The following is a 5,646-nucleotide window of genomic DNA, read 5'->3' on the forward strand; positions in this document are numbered from 1 at the left end:
GTGGGAAACAGGTCTTTTTTGTTCCCGGCGAGAAGGCCGCGGGGCTGCCAACCACGCAGAGAAGAAAGGGGCTTCGCGCAATTTCCGCAGGACGCTCGGCGATACCAGCGAGGCGGCCGCCTGCCGGTTTCTTGTTCAGCGTGGTTATCAGATCGTCGCCCGAAATGTTCGGTTCCGCTCTGGTGAAGTGGACATCGTGGCCACCGATGGGGAGTCGTGGATCTTCGTGGAAGTGCGTTCTCGCCGCTCGGGGTGTGATCCCGATATTGCGGATACCGTGACCCCGGCGAAACAGCGTCGCGTCATTCGAGCCGCTCTGGAATATTTGAAATCACACGGCGGTCCAACTAGACCATTGCGGTTTGACGTGATCACTGTGCTCTGGCCGAAACACGGCACCGACCTTCCCAAAATCACCCATTGGGAGTCTGCGTTCGGCTGCGATTGAAAAAGCCGGAATATTCGTCCGCTTTTTGCGCTCGATGGCCGAAAAGCCATCATTGCGACGGCGGAGCTTTCGAATTCCCGAGCGCTTTCGGAGAGCGCGTCTGTTGTCACACCGGTCGCTCAGCGCGGTTTGCGAGGAAAACCGCCCATGACAGCGGTTTCCACATCGTCATAGACGGGAAGCCGTCGGATCAGCCCGGTCACTTCCAGGGCCCGGCGATTATTCGGGGAGACATGGCAGAGGCGAACAAGTCCCCCGCGTGTTTCCAGGCTCCTCTGCAACTTCACGAGTTGCCCGATCAAAAACGAGTTGAGCAACTGGATGCGGTCCAGGCAGAGGATCACCCGATTTACCAGACACCGCTCGAGCAGTTGTGCCAGCTCGTCGGCCAGGGGGACAAGTTCCAGCGTGTTCTCCCCGCGGGGAACAGGCCGCACGATGAGCCAGCCTTCTCCCCGCATGACTTCCAGATCCCAGCCCAGCGTGGTCTGCGCGTTCATGACCGACTCCTTTCTCCCTCCCCCGAAAACAACATGGACAAGACTGAAGCCCCCGGGAGCCGCTGCCAAGACAAGGGTGCAACTTCAACGGCTGGTCCTGGAGATTATTGTCGCGTTGGGTCCTCAGTGCGCCAATAACCTGACCGAGGGGGAAATCTTACCTGTATTTCCTACTCATTCCATGTTCGCAGCCCGCTTCTGAACGGTTATCCAACGGTGGAGCGGAGCGGTCGCCAGACGGCCTGAGAGAATGTCCAGCGCCGAGGGGAAATGCAAACCTCGCGGAGCACCTGTTCAGGCTCGAAACACCTGAGGATAGCGAGCCCGGGCGTGCGCAACAAACAGGCCGGGCAATTCCAACAAGCGGAGCGGCATTCCGGTTTGGGGCGGTTTAGCAACGAGTCCACCGATCCGCACTTGTGCAAAACCCTACGACATGACGCGGGTACCATGTACCGTAGGGGCAATTCATGAATGGCCCCTACCGAAACGCGATCGGTTTGGCACGCGCCCAATTGTGTTAAGGGCGATTCATGAATCGCCCCTACCGTCTAACCAGCAACTGAACCGAGGAGCTAAAGCCCGACCGTTGAAATCAATGATCCAAGCCTGGAAGGCGGACCTGACAAGCAGGTCCCTCCGAAACACGTCCCTCCGAAGCCGGTCGCTCCGGGCTGAATCAAATATTCCGACCGCAGGTGGATGGCGGAACCCGATTCATCTACAATGGCGGCTGGTGTAAACGCAGGGGGCTGTGAAGTAACGCATCACATGAACAGGAATGTCTCATTTGTGTTCGCGTCAGGACGGAGAGTACATGACCTGAAATCGCGTGGGAACTGAGTCCACCATAGCGCGTTCCCTTGATCGTCGTAGAAAGGAGGCGGCACGTGCGCGGGTTCAAAAATCTCATGTTTGTCCTCGTCGGGGTTATGTTTTTGTCCGGGACGAGTTACTGTGGCCAGTGTTCTGCCGCGGAGGCCCGTCCATCAAGGCCAAACGTGATTCTCATCATCACCGACGATCAGGGTTACGGTGATCTGCACTGTCACGGCAATCCCCTCATCAAGACGCCCAACCTGGATCGCCTTGCCCAGGAAAGTGTACGGTTGACGGGCTTCCACGTGGATCCCACCTGTTCACCGACGCGTGCAGCACTGATGACGGGACGGTATTCGTGTCGGACGGGTGTCTGGCACACGATCATGGGCCGGTCGTTACTGCGTCGGGACGAGGTGACGATGGCGCAGCTCTTCCGGCAGGCGGGTTATCGCACGGCCATTTTCGGAAAATGGCACTTGGGAGATAGCTTCCCCTATCGGCCGTGGGATCGAGGCTTCGAGGAATGTCTCATTCATCTGGGCGGTGGCATCGGGCAGGGCCCGGATTACTGGGGCAATACCTATTTTTCCCCCATGCTCTGTCACAACGGTACATGGGAAAAACACGAGGGGTATTGCACGGACATCTTTTTCCGGGAAGCCCTCAAGTTTATCACTTCACACCGGGATGAACCGTTCTTCGTCTATCTTCCCACCAATGCCGCCCATGCACCGCTTCAGGTCGAGGAGCGGTACGCCCAGCCATATCGAGAGGCGGGCCTCCCCGACAACCTGGCCAAGTTTTACGGGATGATCACCAACATCGACGAGAACGTGGGCCGACTGCTGGAGAGTCTGAAACAACTCCAGTTGGAAGAGAAAACCATCCTCGTGTTCATGACCGATAACGGTACAGCCGGCGGGGGATTCAATGCGGGAATGCGGGGCAGGAAAGGCTCCATGTACGAAGGTGGGCATCGCGTGCCGTGTTTCATCCGCTGGCCGGGAAAACTGACCCCCAAAGAGGTTCCCGGCTTGACGGCTCATCTTGACCTGCTGCCTACGCTGATGGATTTCTGCGGCATCCCGATTCCGAAGAATCTCAAACTGGACGGCATCACGCTGCGACCCTATTTGGAAAGTGAGCAGCCAGTTCCGGAACGGACTCTGGTGGTTCAGGTGAACAGGGTGGACCACCCTCAGCCGTGGGTCGCCTCGGCTGTATTGCAGGGGCCCTGGCGGCTCATCAACGGAAAGGAGCTCTACGATTTGCGAAGTGATCCCGGCCAGCAGCACGACGTGGCGTCCAAGCATCCGGAGAAGGTTGCTGAACTCCACCGCGAGTACGAGCGGTGGTATGCCGATGTCTCCCAGCGTTTTGGGGAATACTGTGAACTGGTGCTGGGAGCGCCGGAACAGAATCCCGTGACACTTTGCTCCCATGACTGGCATGGGAAAATTGTTCCCTGGGATCAAAGCCAGATGGAAAGAGGTCTTAAGGGGCAGGGGTTCTGGGCGGTCGAATTCGCCCGTCCCGGACGGTACCGATTCGAGCTTCGGGATCGGCCACCGTATGTGTCCTTCAAGCTTCCGGAAGGAAAGGCTCGGCTGGTCGTGGAAGGTCTGCTGGACGAAGAAAAACCGATCCCGCCGGGTGCCGAGGGAGTCGTCTTCGAGGTCGATCTACCGGCGGGCAAAACCAGGCTGGAAGCGCGGCACGTGGCGGAAGACGGCTCCTGGCGTGGTTTTTACTTTGTTGTCGTCACCCGCGTGGGACCTTGAGACTGGCTTTCGGTTGCCAACGGATTGCAAACGGACGCGCCGATTCACCGTGAAATAACGGTTTTGGGGGCGGGTTGCTCGGAGGATTGTTCCAGCCGGGCAACGTCCTGCGACAGCCGCATCGAGCAGAACTTTGGACCGCACATGCTGCAGTATTTGGCATGCAGGCTGGTCCCCGGTCGGGCTGTCTCTTCCCACATCCGGCGCGCCGTTTCCGGATCAATCGCCAGACGGAACTGCTCTTCCCAATCGAACCGGAAGCGCGCACGGCTGAGTTGATCGTCCCAATCGCGGGCACCGGGGCGATGGCGCGCCACATCCGCCGCATGCGCGGCGATTTTGTAGGCGACCACCCCCTGCCGAACATCCTCCAGTGTGGGCAGTCCGAGGTGCTCCCGGGGGGTCACGTAGCACAGCATGGCCGCTCCATACCAGGCGGCCATGGCCGCTCCAATGGCGCTGGCAATGTGGTCATAGCCGGGCGCCACATCAGTGACGAGCGGTCCCAGCACATAGAAGGGGGCTTCGTCGCACCATTCCATCTGCAGGCGGATATTCCGCTCGATCTGGTCCATGGGAACGTGGCCGGGACCTTCAATCATGACCTGACAGCCTCTTGCTCGCGCCCGCCGGGCGAGCTCGCCCATCACCTTGAGTTCGGCGAACTGGGCTTCGTCGCTGGCGTCGGCGAGGCAACCCGGTCGTAGTCCGTCGCCCAGACTCCAGCTCACGTCGTACTGTCGCATGATGTCGCACAGGTCGTCAAAGTGCGTGTACAGGGGATTCTGCTCTTTGTGAACCGCCATCCACTTGGCAATAAGGGACCCGCCGCGACTGACGATCCCCGTAATCCGCTTTTCCACCAGGGGCAGATGCTCCCGCAACAGAGCACAGTGGATGGTCATGTAATCGACGCCCTGGGCAGCCTGCTGCTCGACGACATCGAGGAAGTGTTGCGGCGTCATATCGGCGATATCATCGAGCTCCTCGGCGACCTGATAGATAGGGACGGTTCCCACGGGAACGGGCGACGCGTCGATGATTCGCTGGCGGATTCCCACGATATCCGGACCAGTAGAGAGGTCCATGATCGTGTCGGCCCCCAGGCTGATCGCACAATGAACCTTTTGCAGCTCGCATTCGACGTCGCTCTGCAACGCAGAATTGCCCAGATTGGCGTTGATTTTTGTGCGGCATGCGATGCCGATTCCAATGGGCTTGAGTCCCTTTTTGAGATGAATTTTGTTGGCCGGGATGATCATCCGTCCCCGGGCAACCTCGTCCCGTACCAGTTCGGGGCTGAGGTGCTCCGAGCGAGCGACGTATTCCATTTCCGGTGTGATTTCCCCGGCCCGAGCGGCTTCAATCTGTGTGGCCATTGTTTATCTATCCTCCCAAACGAGGTGATCTTTCCTGTCGAACCACGCACAAAGAACCTGGCGTCCGACGCAGACTCAACCTTTATCTTATTGTGTGTCGCCAGAACGGCAACTGATGCGTGGCCAAGTTGACCGACCGGCCTCGCCAATACGCAAGCCGCACGGTCAGGTAAAATTGCCGATCGATCTTCTTTTTCTCCGTCCAATTTTCGCACCCAGGATCGGAGATCCTGAGGTTGTTGTGCACATCCTGCGGGCGGGAATCGTGAATCGGACTACGCACGGGAAGACGCCGACTTCGGCGGAGGTGTGGGCGGAGTTTTATGAGGCAGCCGAATCATTGGGCAGCGTGTCGAGGGGAAAGATGTCGAGTTTTTCCGTGAACGGTACCGGTTTGCGCACGTCATTATTGAATTTGGAGTCCACATATACAAGACGTGCGCCCTTGGGCGCTGCCAGGGCCCAGGCAATGCTCATGGTCTTTTTGCCCGGCGTCACATCGATGACCAGCGAGTGGGGGTCATCACCCTGGAGTAATTCGGCCGCGAGCCTGCGAAATCGGGAGACAAGGTCCTGCAAACCACCATCCGGAAAGGCTTTGACGTGAGGCTGCGGTGAGCCAAGTTGTTTTTGAATTTCGGGGGACTTGAGCCATTCTTCGACTTCGATGGCCAGGTTTCGATATTTTTCATTTGCAGTATGAAGAACCAAGGATG

The 5,646-nt window shown here is 58.5% G+C and carries 5 protein-coding genes; 2 read left to right on the forward strand and 3 right to left on the reverse strand.

The genetic code is table 11. The annotated features are described in order from the left end of the window. The coding region (locus tag H5U08_RS08885; protein WP_297032285.1) for a YraN family protein at nt 1–448 on the forward strand (448 nt) is incomplete at its 5' end. A gap of 119 nt (nt 449–567) precedes the next feature. Here H5U08_RS08885 and H5U08_RS08890 read toward each other — a convergent pair. Then, nucleotides 568–948, reverse strand: coding sequence for an STAS domain-containing protein (locus H5U08_RS08890; protein ID WP_297032287.1), 381 nt, complete (start codon nt 946–948; stop codon nt 568–570). Nucleotides 949–1,838: 890 nt separating this feature from the next. Between H5U08_RS08890 and H5U08_RS08895 the strand changes: the two genes are divergently transcribed. After that, on the forward strand, nt 1,839–3,551 hold the full coding sequence (locus H5U08_RS08895; protein WP_297032289.1) for an arylsulfatase: 1,713 nt from the start codon (nt 1,839–1,841) through the stop codon (nt 3,549–3,551). A gap of 44 nt (nt 3,552–3,595) precedes the next feature. Here the strand turns inward: H5U08_RS08895 and thiC are convergent, their stop codons facing one another. Then, on the reverse strand, nt 3,596–4,930 hold the full coding sequence (gene thiC, locus H5U08_RS08900; RefSeq protein WP_297032290.1) for a phosphomethylpyrimidine synthase ThiC: 1,335 nt from the start codon (nt 4,928–4,930) through the stop codon (nt 3,596–3,598). Nucleotides 4,931–5,251: 321 nt separating this feature from the next. Further along, a partial coding sequence (locus tag H5U08_RS08905; RefSeq protein ID WP_297032292.1) for a hypothetical protein occupies nt 5,252–5,646 on the reverse strand: 395 nt, incomplete at its 5' end.

Source organism: Thermogutta sp., assembly GCF_014359955.1.
Classification (GTDB): Bacteria; Planctomycetota; Planctomycetia; order Pirellulales; family Thermoguttaceae; genus Thermogutta.